We start from the raw sequence: 20,522 nt of genomic DNA on the forward strand, positions 1-20,522 counted from the left end.
GCGCGCATCCGGTTTTTAGCGGTGTGCTTAGCGCTTACTGTGAGGTCGCCCTTCCCGCCTTGTCAAGCGTTCCCTGGCTCTGTGTCCTCCGACCGGTTTCCCGGCGACTCCCGTCCTTGGGGATCTTGAGGAAACGGCAGGTCAGCCAGGGCGCTTGGGGAAGGTCGATCAGGCCGTGGCGGTGGCGGTCGCCCCGGCTCCCGAAGGGGTCCGGGGTCGGTGGGGTGGGACGGTGTGGAGGCGGCTGGAGGGGGCTCGGTGGGTCGGGTTCTTCGGCCGGGTTCACCCGGGGCCGTGGCGGCGGGTTCCGGGGGACTCAATCTGTCACCCGGTGCCGCTTCCGACGGTCGGTCAGCATTGTTCGACCCGGGAACGACAACGGTGGTATTCCCGTGGAGCGCACCCCGGGCGGACGGGGGTGGGGGGCTTTGGAAAAGGGCGCGTCGCATCCTCTTCGGGATTTCCGAGAGGGTCCTTCTTTTCTCTTTTCCTTTTCCTCTCCGGCTCCGGGGCGGCTTTTCCGCCTCGGAGGGCCGGGTGGCGGGGCGCGGACGGAGGGGTGCGCCCTCCCGTGGATGCTCCCGGGAGGGTGTTTCCGGGACGTGTCCGGTGGGTGAGGAGTGTGTTCGTCCCGTGGGGGCGCGGCACCTTCGTTCGCCCGGGGTTCCTGGCCGCCTATCCCCTGGTGTCGGGGCACCGGGTGACCGGTTCCGGTGGGGGCGCTGGCCTGGGCGGGGGTGGCGAAGCGCCTTCGCGCTGGGGCTCCTGGGGAGCATGGGTCAGGCGGTGCGTTCCGGGCAGGTTGGCCCGGCCGGGTTGTCCGTCCAGATCGCGGCGTGCGTGAGCGGGTCGGGGCCCGTGTGTACGAGGTCGGGCCGCTCGCTGTTCCGGGACCGTCCCGCGACCACAGAGGGGTGCTGAGGTGGGGTGACGGCGTCAGCCACGGCGGCCGGGTGGGCTCCGCCAAGAGATCGCGGTCCGTTGGCCCGGCCGAGTGCCGCCGGGGGATCGGGCTGGCAGGGGAAGCTCCGGGCGGTGGGGCGCGTCAGCGGCCAGAGGGGGTGGGGTGGCTTCGTAGTCGCCGTGAGGGGGAGGGGGGGTACGTCGAGGTGGACGTCGAGGAGGTGTGATGGGGATGGCTGAGGGGCTCGCCTGTCCTGGCGCCGTACCCCGCCCCGTTGGCTCGTACGCCGATGCCCGTCGTCGCAGCGCGCTCGCTGGGCCCTCGGGTTCCTGAGGCACGCGGCCGGGGTGCCCCACTGAGGCGCGGGAGGTTGTCGCGGTTCCCCTCGGTCCGCGGTTCGCCCTGGGGCTCGGCGCCAGCCTGGGGCGGGGTGCCCGCCCCTGCGGGGGCGGGCGCGGGAGGCCAGGGGCCGGTACGTCAATGCGGTCGCCCTCGCCCGTGCGGGGGTCGGGGGAGTGGGGTCGGGTGCCGGTGACCGTAAGAGGGGCCTGGGCCACCTGGCCCCTGAGGGGTCACGTCCAGATGCGGGTGCGGCGTAGATGGCGCGAGGTTCCCGGTGACGTCGACGACGGCCCCGAGAGCGCTCGCTCGTAAAGGGTCGGCCGCGTCGCAAGCTGCCCACCCAGGCCAGCCACAACAGGCCGCTGGTGCACCCGCGAGAAGTTCGCGGCGGCCTGGGGTAGGCGGCTCCGGCACGGGGGACGCCCCTCGCCCCACCGCTGAAGGTGGGTGTCTCCCGGGTGACCCGCCTCCGGTGGCAGTGACCCGTGGTGCAGGTGGTGCGGCGCTCCCCCGAGGGGAGGGGCGAGGCCCCAAGGGGGGATCCCCTTCGAGGAGTACGGGCCGCCAGGTGGGGCCGCCCTGGAGGAAAGGCCCGATACGAACCGTACGGAGCAGGCGAGGCCGCCCCGTCGGAAGGGGACCGCGCCCGGACGGCGGGGCCACCCCGGTGGTGGACGACCTTCGGCGGATCCGTAGCTGGCAATTGCGGCAGTGAATACTCTCCGTTTTGTTGCCGCCGCGTAGCGGCGTGGTTTCGCCGGTGTGGCCCCGTCGGCGCGCCCGGGAGGGGGCGCGTCTCGGCGGGGCGTCGGCCCGTACGGGGTCGAACCCGGGGCCCACGTCGCCTTCTTCGAGTCTGCGGAGGCCCCTTGTCCGCCCGTTCCGGCGGGCCTAGCGTCCTGACACATCCGACAACCCGGAGAAGTCCTCCGAGTTCTCGGAGCCTCTCCTGCCCGTCAGGCCTCGAAGGTGAGGACCGGATGCCATGTCGCAGAACCCGCCCACAGCAAGTGAACAGCGACGCATAGCCGTCGCCTGCATCATCGGGAACTTTCTCGAGTACTTCGACTTCGCCCTCTACGGATTCTTTGCCGTGGCAATCGGAGCCAACTTCTTTCCCTCCGATGACGCCACCACCGAACTCCTCCAGTCCCTGGCGGTGTTCGGCGTCGCGTTCTTCCTCCGCCCCCTCGGCGGGCTGGTCTTCGGCCTGATCGGGGACCGGGTGGGCCGACGCGCCTCGCTGTCCATCAGCATCACGGTGATGGGCGTCGCCACCACCCTGATCGGGGTGCTGCCCGGCTACGACAGCATCGGCGTGCTGGCCCCCGTACTGCTGGTGCTGATCCGCTGCGTCCAGGGACTGTCCGTGGGCGGTGAGTGGGGTGCCAGCTCCGCCTTCCTGATCGAGACCGCCGCGCCGGGCCGGCGCGGGGTGCGGGGCAGCTACCCGTCCATGGCCGCCGCCATGGGGCTGATCGGCGGCAGCCTGCTGGCGCTGTCCTTCGGACTGGCCCTGAACGACGACCAGTTGAGCGCGTGGGGATGGCGGGTGCCGTTCCTGGTGGCCGCTCCACTGGGCCTCATCGGGCTGTACATCCGTCGCCGACTGGAGGACACCCCGGTCTTCCGCGAGATCGAACGCGCCTCGGACCGGCCGCGCGCCAAGGCGCGGGACGCGGTCCGCGCCGACCAGTGGCGGGCGTTGGCGGTGACCTTCTGCTTCTCGTGGATCTGCGGGGTGGGCCTGTTCTACCTCGGGTCCTACGTGGTCAACTTCCTCGCCTCGGCCGGTGGGTTGAAGTCGACCCAGGCCGCCCTGCTCACGGCCGTCGGCCTGGGGGTCTACGCGGCGCTGTGTCCGGTGGCCGGCCGGTTGTCGGACGTGTACGGGCGTCGCCGTACCGTGCTGTTCGGCTGTGTGGGCCACGCGGTGTGCGCGATACCGATCTTCTGGCTGCTGTCCACCGGCAGCGTGCCGCTGATCCTGCTGGGGCTGGTCGTCTACGCGGTGATCCAGGCCCCGATCAACGCCAACACCTCGTTGATCCTCATCGAACTCTTCCCCGCCTCCAGCCGACTGACCGGTGGATCGCTCGGCTTCAACCTCGGGGTGGGACCGCCCTCCGGCTTCGGGCCCCTGCTGGCGGCCTGGTTGGTGGCCACCACCGGGCTCAACTACTCGCCCGGGTTCTTCCTGGCGGCGGTGGCCGTGGTGTGCGGGCTGTTCCTGTACCGCCTGCTGCCGGAGACGGCCGGGCGTGACCTGCTGCTGGAGCACGACGCCACCCGTGACGGCGCGCTCTCCGGTGGTGGGAAGTCGGTTCCCGGGCCCGTGGGGTCCGCCGAGTCTGGGAGGAAGCATGGATAGGCAACGCCTGGAGCGCATCTTCGACGTGCTGACCCACCTGGCGGGCCACGGACCGTGCACGGCCACGGAGTTGAGCCGTGCGCTGCGCACCCCGCTGAGCAGTACCCACGACCTGTTGCGGGCGATGGCGGAGGCCCGGCTGGTGGACGTGATCGACCGCAGCTACGGGCTGGGGCCGCGTGCGCTGCGTACCGCGCTGGCGGTCATGGACAGCGTCGGGGTGCAGCGGGTGGCCCGCCGGCACCTGGAACGGCTGGCCGAGGACAGCGGGTTCGACGTCTACCTGGCAATGGGCACCGGGAACCGGGTGGTCTACGTGTCCCGCCACCCGGGCCGGCAGCACGTCAACCTCGACATCCCGCTGGGCCGCAGCCTGCTGCTGCACAGCACGGCGGTGGGCAAGCTGTTCGCGGCCTTCGACCGCAACGTCCACCAGACCATGATGGCCAAGCCCCGGCCGGCCGTGACCGGGGAGACCCTCACCTCGGCGCGGGAGCTGGACCGCGACCTGGCGGTGATCCGCAGGCGCCGGGTGAGCGTGAGCAGGGGCGAGAGCCTCAAGGACATCGTGGGCCTGGCCACCCCGGTGTTCGCCCCCGACCAGTCCCTGGCGGCGGCCGTACACGTCTCGGCACTGCGTACCAGCCTCCCCACCTCCCGGGTCGGCTCGGTGGTGGAGCAGATGCTCGCCACCTCGGCGGCCATCGAGGCGGAGTTGGCCGAGCCGACGGCCGTGGCCTCCGCGTGAGTGGCCGCCCCGGCCGCCGCGCCGCGCTTGTCCACCGTGAGAGCGAGGAGTACAGGTGACCCCCTCAACAGCCAAGACCGGCACCGACGTTCGGCCCCGGGTCGCGGTGCTGTCGGTGTACGCCGACACGGTCGACCGGGAGACGGACCGCAGCCTGGAGGAGATGATCTTCGAGGCGACCTCCGCCGCGCTCCGGTCGGCGGGAGTGGACCGTTCCGCCCTGGACGGGGTGGTGCTCAGCGGCAACGACCAGACCGACGGGCGGGTCATCTCCTGTATGACCTCGGCCGGTCCGGCTGGGGGCGTGGACCTGGACGTGACGATGATCGCCTCCTCCGGGGAGCACGCCCTGGTGTACGGGTACCTGCGGCTGCTGGCCGGCCAGGGCGACAACGTACTGGTCGTCGGATGGTCCAAGCCCAGCGAGTCGGTGTACCCCGAGCACGCCGAACTGGTCGGCGCCGAGCCCTACGTACTGCGGGCGGTCGGCGTCAACAACACCCTGGCCGCCGCCCTCGCCGCGTCCCGCCACACCCACGACGCCGGCCCGCCGGCCGAGGAGGTCGTCAGCTGGCCGCTCACCCGGGCCGACCTGCCGGCGACCGGGGACGCGGTGTACGCCGCCGTGCTGGGCGTGGCCGGGACCTTCCCACCCGGGAGCGAACTGTGCTGGGTGCGCGGGGCCGGATGGGCCACCGACCACTACGAGTTGGGCGCCCGCCGGGAGCGCGGCGCCCTGGAACAGGCCCTGGAACACCTGGCCTCCTCCGGGGCCCCGGACCCCGCGCGGTGGGCGTCGGCGGAGATCGCCGCGCCCAGTGTGCCCGCGGTACGGGAGGCGGTGGGTGCCCTCGGACTGGCCGAGGACACCCCGGTCAACCCCTCCGGGCCGCTGTCGGCCGTACCGGCGCCGGCCCATGTGGCCGGGCTGGGGCGGCTGTTGGCCGCCGCGCGGGGTGCCTCCGGGGCCGGCGGTCGGGGTGCCCTCACGGGCGGGGTGGGCCTGCACGGGTTCGCCGGTCAGGGAGCGACGGTGATGGTCTTCGGCGAGGAGGACAAGTGAACGGCTCGACCAACGTGGGTGTCCTGGGGGTGGGCCAGACCGAGTACGTCACCCGGCGCACCGACGTCACCTTCCCCGAACTCGTCCACGAGGGCGCGACGTTGGCCCTGGCCGACGCCGGGCTCGACATGGGGCAGGTGGACGCGGTGGTGTTCCCCCTGGCCCCGGACGCCCTGATCGGGGTGGGCAACGGTGAACGCTGGTGCGTGGAGGCCCTCGGAGCGGCCGGCAAACCCTTCATGCGGGTCAACAACGGCGGGGCCACCGGGATGAGCGCGGTCATCACCGCCTGGACCCACATCGCCTCCGGCATGTTCGACGTGGTCCTGGTGGCCGGCGCCGACCGGGTGTCGGAGTCCGGCTCCGCCCAGTCGGTGCTCAACAAGATGTGGGACGTGGGCTACGAGCGCCCCGTACCGCTGAACACCATCACCATGCTGGCCCTGTCGGCGGTGCGCTACATGCACGCCTACGGCAGCGACGAGGTGGACATGGCCCGGGTCACGGTGAAGAACCGGGCCCACGCCGCCCTCAACCCCAAGGCCCACCTGCGGTCCCCGGTGACCGTGGAGGAGGTGCTGGCCAGCCGTACCCTCGCCTGGCCCATCAAGCTGGGGGACGCCTGCCCGTCCTCGACCGGTGCCGCCGGGGTGGTCCTGGTCTCCGAGCGGTACGCCCGGGCCCACGGACTGTCGCCGGCCTGGATCAGAGGAGTGGGCCAGAACACCGAGACCTACTGGATGGGGGACCGGGTCGGCCCACGCCGGGTCGCCGACCACGGGGACGCCGACGCGCAGGGCACCGCCTTCCAACGGGCCTACGCCCAGGCCGGGTTGACCGACCCGGCACGGCAACTGGACGTGGCCGAGATCTACGCCCCGTTCTCCAGCGTCGAACTGCACGTGATCGAGGCGGCCGGGCTCTGTGCCCGGGGCGAGGCCCCCAAACGGCTGGCGCGCGGCGACTTCGCCCTCGGCTCGGACGGCTGTGTGGTGAACCCCTCCGGCGGGGTGCTGTGCTCCAACCCCATCGCGGTCACCGGAGTGGCCCGGGTGGTGGAGGCGGCCAGCCAGGTCCGGGGCCGGGCCGGGGCGCACCAGGTGCCCGGGGCCCGTACCGCCGTGGCCTCCGCCATCGGCGGGGACCACCAGTTCTACTCGGCGCTCGTACTCAGCGACCACCTGGAGGAGATCTCATGACCACCACCGGCCACCCCGAGCCCCGGTTCTACGAGCAGACCTGGGACCTCAGCTACCGCCACGCCCTGGGCGAGACCACCTCCCGCTTCCTCGCCGGCCTGGCCGAGGGCCGCGTCCAGGGCCGCCGCTGCCCGGTGTGCGCACGAGTACTGGTGCCGGCCCGCTCCTTCTGCGACCGCGACCACGTGGCCACCGAGGAGTGGGTGGACGTGGCCAACGAGGGGGTGGTGGAGATGTTCACGGTGGTCTACGAGCCCTTCCGCAACCTCCCCGAGCCGCCCTACGCGCTGGCCTACGTCACCCTCCGGGGAGCGAGTACCGCCCTGGTCGGCTACGTACGCGGGCTGGACCTGAGCGACCAGGCGGAGGCCGTACGGGCTCTGGCGGTCGGCACCCCGGTGGTGGTGCGGTTCGCCGAGGAACCCACCGGTACGGCCGCCGACTACTGGTTCGAGCCGGCCGGGACGACCGAACCGGCTGCCGGGCGGGACTGACATGACCGGCTCGCCCCTCCCCTCCTCGATGCGGGCCGTGGCGCTCACCGGCGTGGGCGGGCCCGAGGTGCTGGCCGTCGAGCGGCGACCGGTACCGCGCCCGGAGGCCGGACAGTTCCTGGTGCGGGTCGCCGCCTGCGGGGTCTGCGGCCACGACCTGCTCGCCCGCCGGGGAGCGCTCACCGCCGGCGTCGGCACCGTGCTGGGCCACGAGATCGCCGGCACCGTGGTCGCCCTGGGACCGGGTACGCCCCCGAAGTGGCGCGACCAGCCGGTGGCCCTGGTCCAACGGCTGCCCTGCGGGGACTGCCCGGACTGCGCGGCCGGCCGCACCACCCACTGCCGCCGGGGCCCCGGCTTCTACGGCGACGACCAGCCCGGGGGCTACGCCGAGTACGTGCTCGCCAGCCCCCTCAACGCCGTACCCCTGCCCGAGGAGGTGGACCCGGTCGAGGGCGCCCTGCTGTCCTGCGCGGTCGGCACCGGGCTGCGCGCCCTGCGCACCGCCGAGGTACGCCCCGGCGAGGTCGTGGTGGTCACCGGCGCCGGGGGAGGGGTGGGCCTGCACACCGTACGTACCGCCCGACACCTGGGCGCCACCGTGCTCGCGGTGACCGGCAGCCCCTCCAAGGCGGCCGACCTGCGGGCGGAGGGCGCCGACGCCGTGCTGGTCGCCCCCGACCGGGCCGCGCTGCGGGAGGAACTGCGCCGGCTGGGCCGGCCCCGGGGAGCCGAGGTGGCCGTCGAGGTCACCGGCGCCCCCACCTTCCGTACCGTGCTGCGGGCCCTCGCCCCGGGCGGCAGGCTGGTGCTGGTGGGGAACACCGAACCGGCCACCCTGCCGCTGGACCCCGGGCTGGTCATCGTGAAGGAGCTGCGGGTACTGGGCTCCGCCCACGCCGACCGCTCGGACCTGGAACGGGTGGTGGAGCTGGCCCGCTCCGGGGCGGTCACCCCGGTGGCCGCGCGGAGGTGGACCTTGGAGGAGACGGCCGGGGCCCACCGGGCCGTGGAGAACCGCGAGGTGACCGGAAGGGCGGTGGTGGTCCCGTGAACCCCGTACCGACGGCCGTCCACCTGCCCGGACTGCTGGCCGGGCAGGCCGAGGCCACCCCCGACGCCCCGGCCCTGGTGGCCGGGGAGGTCCGCTGGACCTACCGGCAACTGGACGAGCGGGTCGACCAGTCGGCCGCACGGCTGGCCGCGCTCGGGGTGCGGGCCGGGCAGACCGTCGGGCTGCTGGCCGGCAACACCGCGGACTGGCTGGCCGTCGCCCTGGGCGCGCTGCGGCTGGGCGCCCGGCTGGACGCCTTCCACACCTGGGTCAAGGCCTGGGAGTGGGAGCACCTGCTGCGCTCCTCCGCCTGCGTCACCCTGGTCACCGTCGGCTCGGTGCGTTCGGCCGACCTGCTGGCCGAACTGCGCCAGGTGCTCCCGGAGTTGTGGGAGGCGCCCCCGGGGCGGTGGGGCAGCGACCGCTTCCCCGCGCTGCGCGAGGTGGCCCTGCTCTCCGGGGACACCCCGCCGCCGGGCGCCCGCTCCTGGGAGGAGCTGCCCGGGGAGGGCGACCGGGCCGGAGCGGAGCCGGCCGGTCACGATCCGGCGTTCGTGCTCTACACCTCGGGGTCGACCGCCACGCCCAAGGCGGTACCGCTGACCCACCGGGACCTGATCCTCAACGGCTTCCACATCGGCGAACGGATGGGGCTGACCGCCGGGGACCGGGTGTGGCTGGGCTCGCCCCTGTTCTGGAGCTTCGGCAGCGCCAACGCCCTGATGGCCACCCTCACCCACGGGGCCTGCCTGGTGCTCCAGGAACGGTTCCAGCCCGAGGAGACGGCGCGGCTGTGGGAGCGGGAGGAGTGTACGGCGGCCTATCTGCTGCCGCGCATGGTCGACGACCTGGCGCCGGTGGCCCAACGGGTGCGCGCCGTGCGGTCGTTGCGTACCGGGCTGACCATCGGCCGGGCCGAGGAGGTGCTGAGGGTGGCCGAGGAACTGGGCGTGCCGGAGATCTGCAACGTCTACGGCTCCACCGAGACCTACGGCAACTGCTGCGTCACCCCGCACCACCTCCCGCTGGAGACGCGGGCCACCACCCAGGGCCCGCCGCTGCCCGGGGTGCGGCTGCGGGTGGTGACCCCCGAGGGACTGGTGCGGTACGAGGACGCCACCGGGGAGTTGCAGGTACGCGGGCGGATCACCCCCGGCTACCTGGGCGAACCCGAGGCCACGGCCGCGGTGATGACCGAGGACGGCTGGTTTCGTACCGGGGACCGGGTGACCCTGCGGCCGGACGGCGCGGTGGAGTTCCGGGGCCGACTCACCGAGATGATCAAGACCTCCGGCATCAACGTCTCGCCCGCCGAGGTGGAGAGCTACCTGTGCCGGCACCCCCGGGTGCGCACCGCCGCAGTGGTGGGCGCGCCGCACCACAGCCGGGGCGAGGTGGTGGTGGCCTTCGTGACCACCGACGGCGGGGTGGACGCCGAGGAACTGCGCGACTTCTGCCAACGGGGCATCGCCGGCTACAAGGTGCCCCGGCAGATCGTGGTGCTGCCCGAACTCCCCACCACCGTCACCGGCAAGCTCCAGCGCCGGGCGCTGGTGGAGGAGGCGACCCGACGGGTCGGGCCGGCGGAACGGACGCCGGAGCCCACGCAGAGGACGGAGCCCACCAGGAGGGAGGCGGGGTGACCGGGAACTGGGGACGCTGGGGTGAGCGGGACGAGCGGGGGACGCTCAACCTCGTCGACGAGACCGTGGTACGGGCGGCGGTGGGGACCGTACGCCAGGGCAGGGTGCTGTCCCTGGCGCAGCCGCTGGGGCCGGACACCAGCGTGCCGCCGCACCGCCGTCCCCCACAGCGCTTCATGGGACGGGACGCCGGGGACTACGCCGCCGGAGCCCGGTCCCCCGACGGGTTCCGGTTCGCCGAGGACACCGTGCTGCTGGGCACCCACACCGGCACCCACGTCGACGCGCTGGCCCACACCTGGACCGGCGACCACCTCTACAACGGCCACCCCGCCTCCTCCGTACGGTCCACCCGGGGAGCCGGCCACTGCGGGGCCGAGCGCCTCGGACCGGTGGTGACCCGGGGGCTGCTGCTGGACCTGGTCGACCACCGGGGCGCGCCCCTGGAGGCGAGCAGCCCGGTCGGGGCGGAGGAACTGGCCGAGGTCTGCGACCGCGCCGGGGCCCAACCCGGCCCGGGCGACGCGGTGTTGCTGCGCACCGGCTGGTGGGAACGGCACCAGGGCACCGAGGCGTACCACGACCACGAACCCGGGCTGTCCGACGAGGGCGCCCGCTGGCTGGCCGAACGGGACGTGGCCCTGGTCGGGGCGGACAACTACGCGGTGGAGGTACAGCCCTCGCCGGCCGGCAGCACCTTCCCGGTCCACCTGCGGCTGCTGCACCGCCACGGCACCCCCCTGGTGGAGAACCTGGACCTGGCCGAGCTGGCCGCCAGCGGAGCGGTCACCTTCCTGTTCGTCGCCGCCCCCCTGCCGTTGAGGGGCTCGACCGCCAGCCCCCTGAACCCGGTGACCGTCCTGTGACCGCCCCGGGAACCGCCCTGAAGGGGATGCGGGTACTGGACCTGAGCCAGCAACTGCCCGGCCCCTACGCCACCTTGCTGCTGGCCTCCCTCGGCGCCACGGTCACCAAGGTCGAGCCGCCCGGGGGAGACCCGGCCCGCCGACTGGACCCGGAGATGTTCGAGCGGGTCAACGCCGGCAAGGGGGCGGTGACCGTGGACCTGAAGTCGCCCGAGGGACGGGAGCGGCTGTACGGGCTGCTGGCGGAGGCCGACGTGTTCGTGGAGAGCTTCCGCCCCGGGGTCACCGCACGGCTGGGCTGCGACGCCCCGACGCTGCACCGGCTGCGCCCCGGACTGGTCTACTGCTCGCTCAGTGGGGTGGGGCAGCGCGGCCCCCTGGCCAACACCCCGGTGCACGACCTGTCCCTCCAGGCCATGGCCGGAGTGCTGGACGGGGCGCCCCGGGTGGAGCGGGTCGGGGTGCCCTGGGTGGACCTGGCGGCCGGCACCTCCGCCGCCCTGGCGATCACCGCCGCCTGGCGGGCGGGCGAGGGCTGCCACCTGGACATGAGCCTGCTGGACGCGGCACTGGGCTGGGCGGAGGTGAAGCCCTCGGCGGTGTCGGGCGGGGTGGAGCCCACCTACGGCACCTTCCGTACCGCCGACGGCGCCACCGTCGTCCTCGCCCTGCTGGAGGACGCGATGTGGCGGCGGCTGTGTACGGCGCTGGGCTGGGACGACTGGGCGGACGACCCGGGCCTCGCCGGGTACGCCGACCGCCGCCTCCGGGGGCCCGAGGTGCGCGAGCGACTCGAACGGGCGCTGGCCGCCCGGGAGTTGACCGAGCTGGTGGAGCTGGCCCGGCGGTACGACCTGCCCCTGGACACGGCGGACGGCTCGGACCCCGAGGTGGCCGCACAGGTCGCCCTGCGGCGGAGGCCGGAACACGGGGCCTGGCGGGGCTGCGTACCCCTGCCGGAACCACTGGTGGGGCGGCTGTCTCCGGCGCCGCCCCGGGCCCCGGACCGGCCGGGGCCCGGACCTGACGACTGAGGAGGAGCCGATGGATCACACGCTGCGCCCACCCGGGGCGGTCCGCTGGCGCATCGGGGTGCTGGACGGCCCCAACATGCCCAACCTGGGCAACCGCGACCAGCGGATCTACGGTCCGATCCGTTCCCTGGCGGACCTCCAGGCACTGGTACGGGACTTCGCCGGGACGCTGGGGGTGGAGGTGGAACAGACCGCCTCCAACCACGAGGGCGACCTGCTGGACTTCGTACACCGCACCGCCGGGGAGGTCCACGGCTACGTGATCAACCCGGCCGGGCTGACCACGTACGGGGAGGCCACCCGGCACGCCCTGGACGACACCGGGAAACCGGTGGTGGAGGTGCACTTCGCCAACACGGTGCGCCACTTCGCCCAGGTGGCGCCGGCCCCCTCGCTCCAGAACTCCCGCTTCACCGCCACGGCCACCGGACTGGTGATGGGGCTGCGGCAGTACAGCTACCTCGGAGCCCTGCTCGGGCTGACGCTGGCCCTGGACGACGCGGACTTCCTGGCCGGCGGCGCCCACCGCCACTGAGCCGGGGCCGGGCGCTCTCGGACGCCGGCCCCGGAGCGGGGGCCGTCGGAGGTCAGTAGGAGATACGGCTGGTGACGGCGCGGTGGTGGGAGTACTTGCCGCCGACCACCTTGTCGGTGAGGGTGGCGGACTCCGAGAAGCCGCCGTGCCCCTTGGCCAGCAGGAAGTCGATGCGGTAGTGGGTGGTGGTGTTGTGCTCGTCGGGGCAGTCCGCCCCACCGCACAGTTCACCGATCGGGTCGCGGAAGCCCAGGCCGACGCCCTTGTCCCACCAGTCGGCGTCGCTGGTCTTGGCGTTGGTGTCGACACCGATGATCCGCAGGTCGCCGCCGAGGCGGTCGACCGCCTCGGCGGTCTCCTTCATGTTCTCCGCGGCGCAGTCGGGGCCGTGCCAGGTGCCGGTGGGCCAGTGGGCGGAGGCGACCGTGACGTCCTTGTCGGCGGTGGCGTCGTGGAACCGTACGGCGAGGTTGTGCACCCGGTCCTGGCTGGACTCGGTGGGTTCGAGGTTGCGGCAGGGGCCGGTGCCCGGCTTGGGGTTGGCGGGGGCGTCGGACCGCCAGCGGGTCTCCTGCTGCGGGGTCAGCCGGTCGGAGCGGTAGACCACGGCGTTGGTCTGCTGGTTCTTCAGCACTCCACAGGGCTTGTCCTCGTACCCCATGGAGCCGGGTTCGGGGATCGCGATCCGGCCCTCGTAGGTGCCCGGCAGCTCGTCGGTCAGCCGCTGGGTGAAGGTGTCCAACTGCTCGGCGTTGGAGATCTGTTGGACGGTGAACACGTCCGGGCCCGCGGGCTGCTTCTTCAGGTGGGCGATCAGCCGCTCGTACTCGGAGCCCTCGGCGCACTCGGTCGGGAGCCAGTTCTCGATGTTGTTGTCCAGCGTCAACAGGGAGGCCGCGCGGGTGCCCACCTCCGCCCGGGCGTCGGGGGCGCCGCTGATCGCCACGGTGGTGGCGGTGGCGGTCACCAGGGCGGCGGCGCAGTACAGCAGGCCACGTCGGCGTGCGGACATGTCGACTCCTCGGGGCGGGGCACCGGGCGGGGGCCGGAGCGGAAGCGCTGGAAGGATCGCACGACCCGGGCCCGCCGCCACCCCGGAGGGCCTCTGGAAAAGCCGGGGTCCACACCAGCCGGAGCCCCCGGCGTGCCGCTCACCCCCGACCGGGGACCCCGCCACGGCCCCTCGCGGAACGCTCGGTGGAGGTCACCCGCCCGTACGCACGGGAACGGGGCGGGCTCGTTCTCCACGAGCCCGCCCCGTGAGGTTCCCGTACCCCGCGGGTGAGTGGGGGGTCAGTCGTCCTTGTTCCGCAGGGAGTCGCGCATTCCCTCCGCGCGGTCCTTGGCCTCGTCCACGGCGCCCTTGGCGCGCCCCTTCGCCTGGTCGGTCTGGCCCTCGGACTCCTGCTTGCGGTCGCCGGTCATCTTGCCGGCCACCTCCTTGGCCTTGCCCTTCAGCTTGTCCATCGCGCCGTCGTCGGCCATCAGGCTCTCCTCTCGGCTCCACTCGCGCCGCCCGGTTCGCGGCCGGGCCCTTGCCTTCGCAACATAGGGGCGCGGTGGACGGCCCGCATGTCGGGCGCGGCCCACCGGGGGACGCCGGGCTCCCGCCACCGGAGCCCGGCGTCCCCCGGTACGGGATCAGGCGTGCGGGTCGAAGGGGATGTCGTCCGGCATGGCCTTCTCCAGGTGGTCGTCGAAGGTGTCGTCCTTGATGCCCAGGGTGGCGCTGCCGAAGTCAGCCGAGGTCAGCTTGTCGCGCAGCCCCTCCGGGTACCCCTCCCAGCCGACCACCGGCGGGGCCTGCCAGGTGCCCTTGTGGTTCTCCGGGGGCTCGTCGTTGTCGGTGGCGGCCCGGAAGCAGTGGGTGGACAGTCCGTCCTTGTGGTAGACGACCTTGGCGTGGTCACCGTCGAAGTACATGTCGTCGCGGGTGTGAACGTCGAAGTTCCCGTGGGCCGAGGTGGCCACGTGCTGGACCTGGTCGTCCTTGATCCAGACCACGATGTGTTCCCAGTCGTGGCGGTGGCCGCCGATGCCGCCGCCGTTGGCCGTCTGGTCCTTCTCGAAGTACGAGGAGTACAGGATGGCGCACCAGTCGTTGTTGCACTTCTCCCGGGAGTAGATGTTGACGTTGTCCAGGTCGGACTCGTCACGGCAGTTGCCGTTCACGTCCCCGCCGAGGTCCAGTCCGGGGGAGAGGGTGCCGTCGGGGCCGATGGCGGGGGAGGCGTAGCAGCCGTCGGTGTCGTAGTCGTACACGGGCTGGAAGCGGTTCTCGCGTTCGCTGGCGTTGCCGGGGAGGGCGCCGGGAGGCTCGGCGTGCGCCAGCGTGGGGAAGGCGACGACCAGGGCCAGGGCACTGGCGCCGACGAAGGTGCCGTTGCGCAGCCGACGGCGGAGCGGGCGACGGGAGTGGGGGGTGTCGTTCACTTCTTCCTCTTCTTGTTCGCGCCTGGTACGAACCAAGCGGGCCGCAGCGTCGCGGAAAAGTTCGCAGGCTTTTCCCCGCTTGCCTAGAGGGCTGAGGGGATGTCACGAGGCCCCCGCCCGAACGGTCATGGCGCTCGCCCGGTACGGGCTCACCCTCGTGGTGGGTCCTGAGGGGGCAACGGCCGTCCTGTGCTGGGGAGTTGAGGTGTTCCTCGGTCGAACTCCGGCGCCCCCGGGCGCGTTCGGGGCGGCGCCCACGGGGGCAACCGGGCCGTACTCGGGCAGGGGCGTACGTTCCGCGACGGGGGTGGAGGGCGGTGCGGGGCGCGGTCCGTGTCCGGGCCGCCCGGGATCGTTGGAGGATGCACGAGTATTGCCGCCCGCCGGGCTGGAACTTATCGTGATGGCTGATTCACGCCAACACCACATGTGTGCAAGTGAGTTCACCCCCTGGAGGTGTGACATGACGGCCACCCTTTTCGACCTGGACGTGGAACTCGTGGAGTCGACCGACCCGCGCCCCACCGACCCCGCCGCCGCACGCGAGCACGACGAGAACGCGGCGCTGACCCCGGGCACGGTCAACACCTACGCCGTGGGCCTGGCCATGTGCCTGACCTGCTGTTGATCCGTACCTGACAGCACGCCCACCACCCCGGAACCACCCGCGCACGGGCCTCCCAGTCCGTGCGGTGGTCCGGGGTGGTGTCTGTCCGAGAGGCCCAGCAGGCGAGGAGGAGCACGGGTGCCGCACCAGTCCGACACCGGCGAGGACCCGGGGCCGCTGTTCCGGGCCGGTGGCTGGGGGGTCGTGCGGACGGCCGCCCTGCCCGCCTCCCACCCGTGCGCCGCCCGCACCCGCGCCCCCGACCCCGAGGAACCGGACGGGCCGGACGAGCCGGGGGAACCCCGGCGGGAGGCCGAGGAACGGGAGCAACTGACCGCACTGGTACGGGACCTGGTGAAGGACCCCCAGGTGCGGGAGGCCGTCGAGGTGTCCAGCCCCTCCCTGGCCCGCTCCCTCACCCGGATCGAGGACGGCACCGGGGACGGCACCCCCCTCTCCACGCGCCGCACCCGACGACTGGCGCTGTCCGTGATCCGCTACGCCCTGCGGATGACCGGCCGGCCCACCCCCTTCGGCCTGCTGGCCGGCGTGGGCGGGTGCCGCTTCACCGAGGACCTCCCACCCGAGCCGTACGGCGACGAGCCGGTACCCCACAAGCACGCCCGGGCGGACGCCGGTTGGCTGGACGCGGTGGTACGCCGACTGCACCACGACGAGGGCGTACGGGACCGGCTGCTGCTGGTCGCCAACCACCTGTGCCGGGAGAGGGCCGGCCGCCTGGTGCTGCCCTACGTACGCGGCGAACGGGCCCCCGGCGACCCCGTACCGCACGAACTCACCTTCGGCTACGGCCCGGTGGTCCGCGCGGCCGTGGAGGCTGCGGCCACACCCCTGACGTACCAGGCGCTCCGCCGCGCCCTGCTGGAACGCTTCCCCGAAGCCGCCCGGGAGGACGTCGAACGCCTGCTGAACCAGCTGATCGACCGCGAGGTCCTCCTCACCGACCTCGCCTCCGCCCAGAACCACCCCGACCTCCTGCGCTACGTCAACTCCCGCCTGGACGGGGCCGCGTCCCCCACCGCCACCCGCCTGCGCCTGGTGGAACGGGAACTGCGGGACTACTCCGCCACCGCCCCCGGCCAGGGCCGCGAGCACTGGTCCCGCCTGCTCGCCACCATGGGCGAGGCCCACACCGAGCTGACCGGCGAGCGGTGGGACGCCGCCCGTTCCCCGGTACAGGTCGACCTCGCCCTCCGCCCCGAACTGGCCCTGCCGGCCGACCTGGCCGCCGAGGTCGCCGGGGCGGCGGAGGTCCTGTGGCGGCTGGGCCCCGAGGAGGGCGGGCCCCTGGGCGAGTACCACCGGGCCTTCCTCGAACGGTACGGCCTCGAACGGCCGGTCCCGGTACGGGAGTTGCTCGACCCCCACCTGGGGCTGGGCCCACCCGCCGGATACCAGGTCCCGCACGGCGACCGACCCGCCCCGACCCCGGCCACGGTGCCCTACTCCCCGGAGCGCGACGAGGCCCTGGGGGACGCGGTACAGCGCACCCTGGCCCAGGGGCCCGGGGCCGAACTGGTGCTGGACCGGGACCTCGTCCGACGCCTCGCCCCGGAACGCCCCGCCGGCGTGGTCCCCGGCTCACTGGACCTGTGCGTACAGCCCCTGGCCCGCGGCTTCGCCGACCTGGCCGCCGGGGACTACCGGCTGCTGGTGTCCGGCGGCTCGTACGCGGCCGGATCGATGGCCGGCCGCTTCGCCCACCTGCTGGACGCCGAAGAGGAGTTGGCGGGACTCTGGGAGCACCCCGAGGACGGCGCCGACGCCCCACCCACCCCGGTGCAACTGTTCTTCACCCCGCTCGGCCCCCGGTCCCCCAACGTCTCCCGGGTACCCCAGGTGGTGCCGGCCGCCGTACGGGTCGGCTGCTGCCCCTCCGTGGACGACGACCCCGAGCACACCGTTCCCCTGGACGACCTGGTGGTCTCCTCCGACGGCGACCGGCTGCGCCTGGCCCGCGCCTCCACCGGACGGGAGGTGACCGTGGCGCGCCCCCACATGCTGAACATGGCCACCGAGGCCCCCAACCTGGCCCGCTTCCTGGCCGGGGTCGGCATGAGCGGCTCCCGCCCCTGGGCCCCCTGGCAGTGGAGCAGGCTGGAGGCACTGCCCCAACTGCCCCGGGTCCGCCACGGCCGCACCGTACTCAGCCCGGCCCGCTGGCGCCCCCCGCCCGCCCTGAGGGACGGCACCCTCAGCGCCCGGCGCTGGCGCTCCGCCCTGGAGTCCTGGCGTGAACAGGCGGCGCTGCCCCAGGTGTTGCGGGTCAAGGTCCACGACCACCACCTGGACCTCGACCTGTCCTCCGCCGCCCACCGACGGGTGCTGCGGGCCGAACTGACCGGCCCGGCCGCCCCCGTGGTGCAGGAGTCCCCGCTGGCCGAACCCGCCGACCTCGGCTGGTCCCGGGGGCGGGTGACCGAGGTCGTGGTGCCCCTGCTGCCCACCAGCCCCCGGCCGGCCGCCACCCTCCCGACCGCCGTGCGGCCGGCCGCCCCGACGCCCCACCCGCCCGGAGGGGAGTGGCTGTACGCCAAGCTGTACGTGGCCCGGGACCGAATGGACAGCCTGCTGGTACGGGAACTCGCCGCCCTCTGCGGAGGGTTGGAGGAGGACCTCGACCGCTGGTTCTTCCTCCGCTACGCCGACCCCGCCCCCCACCTGCGGCTGCGGATGCGCGGCACCCCCGACAGCCTGCGGAACCGGGTACTGCCGGCCCTCCACGACTGGGCCGCCACCGCCCGCACGGAAGGACTGATCGGCACCCTGACCCTGGGCACCTACGAACCGGAGACCGAACGCTACGGCGGCCCCGAGGCGCTGGCCGACGCGGAACGCCTCTTCCACGCCGACAGCCGACTGGTGACTGCCCACCTCACCGCCCGCGCCCGGGGAGAGCTGCCCGTACCCGCCGAGACCCTGGCCGCCGCCGACCACGCCGCCACCCTGGACGCCCTGGGCACCTGGGACTGGAGGAGCTGGGTACTGGACACCTTCCCCAGGGAACTGGAGAACCGCAGTCCCGTCGCCGCCCGACGCCAGGCCACCCGCTGGATCGACACCACCCGGGCGGTACGGCTGGACCCGGCGCTCGACCCCCCACGGCTGAACGCACCCCGGGCCGAGGCCGCACGGGCCGCCGAGGCCTACGGCCACGCCCTGGGCGTGGCGCCGGACACGCCCCCACGCTGGGGGCCCGCCGTGGCGGGAGTGCTCCACATGCACGCCAACCGCCTGCTGGGCACCGACCGGGAGACCGAACAACGCGCCTACGGACTGCTGCGCGCCGTGGTGCGCGCCCACCGGGACCGGGAGGCCCACCGATGAGCCCGGCCCCCGCCCCCACCCCGACCCGGGTCCGCGCCGCCGAGGTGGCCGAGTGGATCGCCGACCGGCTCGCCGACCCCGAGCGGGTGGTGGCGGCCACCGTGGCCGGCGGCACCCACGCACAGGTCCACGAGTCCCGATCCCCGGTCTGGGAGGACGGCTCGCTGAACCGGGGCTACCCGGCCCTGGCCCTGCTGTACGCCGAACTGGGCCACCCCGAGGGCGGAAGCGGGAACACCGAGGCGCACCGCCGTACCGCCCACCGCTACCTCACGCTCACCGCCGAGGCCACCCGTACGGTGCCCCCGCAGGGCACCTTCGTGGGCATCGGCGCCCTGGCCAGCGCGGTACGGGTGGCGGCGTCCCGGGACGGCGAGTACGCCTCGCTGCTGCGGAGCACCGACGCGCGGATGGCCGACCACGCACGACAGTTGGCCGCCCTGCACCACTCCACCCGGCAGGCCGGCCTGCCCACCTACCCGGCGGTGGTGGACGTACTCAGCGGGCTCAGCGGAGTCGGCCGCTACCTGCTGCACCGCCACACCAGGCAGCCCGAGCCGGAACGCGACGAGGCCCTGCGGGAGTGCCTGGCCGCCCTCACCGCCCTGAACGGCACCCTGCGGGTGAACGGCGTGGAGGTACCCGGCTGGTGGTTCGGCGCCACCCAACGCACCAGGGTGGGGGAGGAGTTCGACGACGGCCAGGCCAACTTCGGCCTGGCGCACGGGGTTCCGGGCCCGCTGGGGCTGCTGTCGCTGGCCTGGGAGCACGGAGTACGGGTACCGGGACAGCCGGAGGCCATCCAGGCCATGGCCACCTGGCTGCTGGACCGACGGGAGCGCGACCAGGCCGGTCCGTACTGGACCCCCTTCATTCCTCTGCGCTACCACGCTGACTGGAACGCCGACCGAAACGCCGACCGGAACGCCCACCCGCCCCCGCTGCCGGCCCGCCCCTCCTGGTGCTACGGCGCCGTGGGCACCGCCCGCGCTCTGGGCATGGCCGGCCGCGCCCTGGACCGCCCGGAGTGGACCCGGGCCGGACTGGAGGCCGTACGCGCCATGCTGGCCCGGCCGATGGAGGGGTGGGCGATCCACGACCACGCCCTGTGCCACGGCTGGTCCGGCCTGCTGCACACCCTGGGCCGACTGGAGTGGGAGCACCCCGAGGCCGAACTCGGCCCGGCGGTCGACCAGATGGCCGAACGACTGCTGGAGGGGTTCGACCCCGACGCCCCCTTCGGCTACCGCTACTACCAACCCGCCGCCGACCTCCACCTCGACCTGCCCGGACTGCTGGACGGAGCGGCGGGCATCGCCCTCGCCCTCCGCGCCTACGCCCACCGCCGCCCACCCGCCAGCGAGTGGGACACCCTGCTCCTGCTGGGCTGACCGGCCGCCCCACCCACCGAACAGCCCCCATCCCCACGGGAGTTACCGGGCCGCGTACGCCGCGAGCCCGCCCCGAGGGCGACAGGTCCCACACCCCGACGGCATCCGTGTCGGTGCGGCTCCCGGTGTTGCCCGGACCTCGCGGCTGGGTGGGTCTCTTGGGGTGGGTGGCCTGGTACGGCCGTGGGCGGCGGGGAGGAGGGAGCGCGTGTGGGGACGTGTCCCGACGGTATCCGTGTCGGTGCGGCTCCTGGTGTTGCCCGGACCTCGCGGCTGGGGCCGTGTGGGGGTGTCCCTCTGGCGGTGGTCGCCCTTCAGGGGGGAGCTGAAGTCGGGTCCCTGACGGCACCCGTGCCGGTACGGTTCCCGGCGCTGTCCCCGACCTCGCGGCCCCATCGGCGGCCGGCCGTACCGGCACCCCGGCGTGGGGGAGGGGCGGGCCGACCCCGGCACCGGTGAAGGTCGCGGGGGTGGTCACGGCCACCACCTG

The 20,522-nt window shown here is 73.7% G+C and carries 16 protein-coding genes; 13 read left to right on the top strand and 3 right to left on the bottom strand.

What is annotated here, in order from left to right:
• Positions 1-2,231: 2,231 nt before the first annotated feature.
• From ABZT14_RS18410 to ABZT14_RS18455, 10 genes are read left to right on the top strand one after another with little or no spacing between them, the layout of a single operon-like run.
• Positions 2,232-3,617 (top strand): MFS transporter, encoded by a 1,386-nt coding sequence (locus tag ABZT14_RS18410; protein WP_356303595.1) that lies wholly within the window; start codon positions 2,232-2,234, stop codon positions 3,615-3,617.
• The gene (locus ABZT14_RS18415; protein ID WP_356303598.1) at positions 3,610-4,365 is read left to right on the top strand and encodes an IclR family transcriptional regulator C-terminal domain-containing protein; all 756 of its coding nucleotides are present in this window, start codon (positions 3,610-3,612) and stop codon (positions 4,363-4,365) included. The genes ABZT14_RS18410 and ABZT14_RS18415 overlap by 8 nt, the downstream gene beginning before the upstream one ends.
• 55 nt (positions 4,366-4,420) lie before the next feature.
• A complete protein-coding gene (locus ABZT14_RS18420) occupies positions 4,421-5,428 on the top strand; it encodes a hypothetical protein (protein ID WP_356303601.1) in 1,008 nt (335 codons plus the stop codon).
• Entirely contained in the window at positions 5,425-6,627 is a 1,203-nt protein-coding gene (locus ABZT14_RS18425) for a thiolase family protein (RefSeq protein ID WP_356303604.1), read from the top strand. The genes ABZT14_RS18420 and ABZT14_RS18425 overlap by 4 nt, the downstream gene beginning before the upstream one ends.
• Positions 6,624-7,121 (top strand): OB-fold domain-containing protein, encoded by a 498-nt coding sequence (locus tag ABZT14_RS18430; protein WP_356303607.1) that lies wholly within the window; start codon positions 6,624-6,626, stop codon positions 7,119-7,121. Before ABZT14_RS18425 ends, ABZT14_RS18430 begins: the two co-directional genes overlap by 4 nt.
• Position 7,122: 1 nt before the next feature.
• On the top strand, positions 7,123-8,175 hold the full coding sequence (locus ABZT14_RS18435; RefSeq protein WP_356303609.1) for a zinc-binding dehydrogenase: 1,053 nt from the start codon (positions 7,123-7,125) through the stop codon (positions 8,173-8,175).
• A complete protein-coding gene (locus tag ABZT14_RS18440; RefSeq protein WP_356303612.1) occupies positions 8,172-9,818 on the top strand; it encodes an AMP-binding protein in 1,647 nt (548 codons plus the stop codon). The genes ABZT14_RS18435 and ABZT14_RS18440 overlap by 4 nt, the downstream gene beginning before the upstream one ends.
• Positions 9,815-10,684: a cyclase family protein gene (locus ABZT14_RS18445; RefSeq protein ID WP_356303616.1), complete on the top strand. Its 870-nt coding sequence runs from the start codon at positions 9,815-9,817 to the stop codon at positions 10,682-10,684. Before ABZT14_RS18440 ends, ABZT14_RS18445 begins: the two co-directional genes overlap by 4 nt.
• Positions 10,681-11,718, top strand: a complete 1,038-nt coding sequence (locus ABZT14_RS18450) for a CoA transferase (protein ID WP_356303619.1) — start codon at positions 10,681-10,683, stop codon at positions 11,716-11,718. The genes ABZT14_RS18445 and ABZT14_RS18450 overlap by 4 nt, the downstream gene beginning before the upstream one ends.
• A 10-nt stretch (positions 11,719-11,728) precedes the next feature.
• Positions 11,729-12,253, top strand: a complete 525-nt coding sequence (locus ABZT14_RS18455) for a type II 3-dehydroquinate dehydratase (protein ID WP_356303621.1) — start codon at positions 11,729-11,731, stop codon at positions 12,251-12,253.
• A 52-nt stretch (positions 12,254-12,305) separates the two neighbouring features.
• Here ABZT14_RS18455 and ABZT14_RS18460 read toward each other — a convergent pair whose 3' ends face one another.
• From ABZT14_RS18460 to ABZT14_RS18470, 3 genes are all read right to left on the bottom strand, one after another.
• Entirely contained in the window at positions 12,306-13,265 is a 960-nt protein-coding gene (locus ABZT14_RS18460) for a hypothetical protein (RefSeq protein WP_356303623.1), read from the bottom strand.
• Between the two features lie 281 nt (positions 13,266-13,546).
• Entirely contained in the window at positions 13,547-13,738 is a 192-nt protein-coding gene (locus ABZT14_RS18465; protein ID WP_356303626.1) for a CsbD family protein, read from the bottom strand.
• 156 nt (positions 13,739-13,894) lie between these two features.
• Positions 13,895-14,644: an NPP1 family protein gene (locus ABZT14_RS18470; protein WP_356304087.1), complete on the bottom strand. Its 750-nt coding sequence runs from the start codon at positions 14,642-14,644 to the stop codon at positions 13,895-13,897.
• 505 nt (positions 14,645-15,149) lie between these two features.
• Between ABZT14_RS18470 and ABZT14_RS18475 the strand changes: the two genes are divergently transcribed.
• From ABZT14_RS18475 to ABZT14_RS18485, 3 genes are all read left to right on the top strand, one after another.
• The gene (locus ABZT14_RS18475; protein ID WP_356303628.1) at positions 15,150-15,314 is read left to right on the top strand and encodes a hypothetical protein; all 165 of its coding nucleotides are present in this window, start codon (positions 15,150-15,152) and stop codon (positions 15,312-15,314) included.
• 117 nt (positions 15,315-15,431) lie between these two features.
• Positions 15,432-18,641: a lantibiotic dehydratase gene (locus ABZT14_RS18480; RefSeq protein WP_356303631.1), complete on the top strand. Its 3,210-nt coding sequence runs from the start codon at positions 15,432-15,434 to the stop codon at positions 18,639-18,641.
• Positions 18,638-20,032 carry a lanthionine synthetase C family protein gene (locus ABZT14_RS18485; RefSeq protein WP_356303634.1) on the top strand — a complete coding sequence of 465 codons (1,395 nt, stop codon included), beginning with the start codon at positions 18,638-18,640 and terminating at the stop codon, positions 20,030-20,032. Before ABZT14_RS18480 ends, ABZT14_RS18485 begins: the two co-directional genes overlap by 4 nt.
• The last annotated feature ends 490 nt before the right edge of the window (positions 20,033-20,522 follow it).

The sequence above is a fragment of the Streptomyces sp. NPDC005438 genome (genome assembly GCF_040606315.1).
Lineage (GTDB): Bacteria > Actinomycetota > Actinomycetes > Streptomycetales > Streptomycetaceae > Streptomyces.

What these genes read in the sequence shown, in the direction of transcription:
- ABZT14_RS18415 (WP_356303598.1), top strand. Translation starts at nt 3,610, where the DNA reads ATGGATAGGCAACGCCTGGAGCGCATCTTCGACGTGCTGACCCACCTG.
- ABZT14_RS18430 (WP_356303607.1), top strand. Translation starts at nt 6,624, where the DNA reads ATGACCACCACCGGCCACCCCGAGCCCCGGTTCTACGAGCAGACCTGG.
- ABZT14_RS18455 (WP_356303621.1), top strand. Translation starts at nt 11,729, where the DNA reads ATGGATCACACGCTGCGCCCACCCGGGGCGGTCCGCTGGCGCATCGGG.
- ABZT14_RS18475 (WP_356303628.1), top strand. Translation starts at nt 15,150, where the DNA reads ATGACGGCCACCCTTTTCGACCTGGACGTGGAACTCGTGGAGTCGACC.
- ABZT14_RS18460 (WP_356303623.1), bottom strand. Translation starts at nt 13,265, where the DNA reads ATGTCCGCACGCCGACGTGGCCTGCTGTACTGCGCCGCCGCCCTGGTG.
- ABZT14_RS18435 (WP_356303609.1), top strand. Translation starts at nt 7,123, where the DNA reads ATGACCGGCTCGCCCCTCCCCTCCTCGATGCGGGCCGTGGCGCTCACC.
- ABZT14_RS18485 (WP_356303634.1), top strand. Translation starts at nt 18,638, where the DNA reads ATGAGCCCGGCCCCCGCCCCCACCCCGACCCGGGTCCGCGCCGCCGAG.
- ABZT14_RS18410 (WP_356303595.1), top strand. Translation starts at nt 2,232, where the DNA reads ATGTCGCAGAACCCGCCCACAGCAAGTGAACAGCGACGCATAGCCGTC.
- ABZT14_RS18465 (WP_356303626.1), bottom strand. Translation starts at nt 13,738, where the DNA reads ATGGCCGACGACGGCGCGATGGACAAGCTGAAGGGCAAGGCCAAGGAG.